The 1027-nt window shown below is 52.2% G+C and carries 1 protein-coding gene; it reads right to left on the reverse strand.

The window, feature by feature from the left end:
* Nucleotides 1–88: 88 nt before the first annotated feature.
* A complete protein-coding gene (locus GWC77_RS27970; protein WP_173262791.1) occupies nucleotides 89–1003 on the reverse strand; it encodes a hypothetical protein in 915 nt (304 codons plus the stop codon).
* Nucleotides 1004–1027 lie beyond the last annotated feature (24 nt).

Here is a 1027-nt window from a genome sequence, read left to right on the forward strand (position 1 = left end):
CTTGAATTCCATTGCCGCCCAGCTCTCCGTTGATCGTGCCATTCGCGTGCCGCGCAAAAAGCAAGAGTAAACGGCAAGTCGCGACAGTTTACAAGCCGCTCACGCGGACTTGTGTGTAATGAAATGCTTCAACCCACCACAAGGAGTCGCCCCCCATTTCCCCATACATATACCCATAATCTTGTCCGCTGCGCTGTTGAATGCGACTCGAAAACCAATTAATTGCTTTATGCCCATCGTAATTAGTGTCCGCGTTGTCCCTTCGCCGCTTCATGCATAGCGAAACGTCGATTTTGAGATCTGGTTTTCCCTTCAGTCTCAGATTATCCAACACTTCGTCAATAGGCGAGAAATCAAGTTCATAGTACTCCTCCTGCATCTCGTACTCTAGCGCAAATCCCCGAACGTCCTCCTTTTTTTTCTGTGAGACGGCATCAAGGCTGCGCAGCTGAAGACCTACCGTCCGAGTATGAACCAGGTCAGATTCCGACGCACCGCCCAACAGAGGCAGAATGATGTTCATCGGATGACGATTGCTGCGAAATTCGAGGTGAGGGCACAACTCAAAAAGAATTGATAGATCGTCTCTGAAGCTGCCTGCCGGATCAAGATCCCAATTAAAGAGCGCATCTGTCAACCTTGCTGACAATTTCTTGTTATCGGCAGCTTTGGCGCGAATTTGAGCACGAACATGCGGATCCAGGATGCTATATGGATTTGGTAGACGCAACGTGCGACCGACTCGATCTATGACTTCGGACTGTTCGCAATCTTTGATGCTCCGCGTCACCTGCGAAATCGAAACTGGGTTGGCCTGGCATATACGCAACCGTTCGGCAAGGCCAGATACCTGAGAAGGGATGTCATTGATAACATCGTCGTTCAGCCGTACGGTGTTTCGAGTGCCGCGCGTCAAACAAGATGAGAGCAGCGCGTCAATCAGGATGAGAGTACTGGCGTGGCGGCAGCGGTGAAGGGCGTAGCCCGGAACCGCTGCCGCCACGCCGCGCCGAGCAGTCCCCCGTCA

Origin of the sequence: Paraburkholderia sp. NMBU_R16 (genome assembly GCF_013282575.1) — a bacterium.
GTDB lineage: Bacteria > Pseudomonadota > Gammaproteobacteria > Burkholderiales > Burkholderiaceae > Trinickia.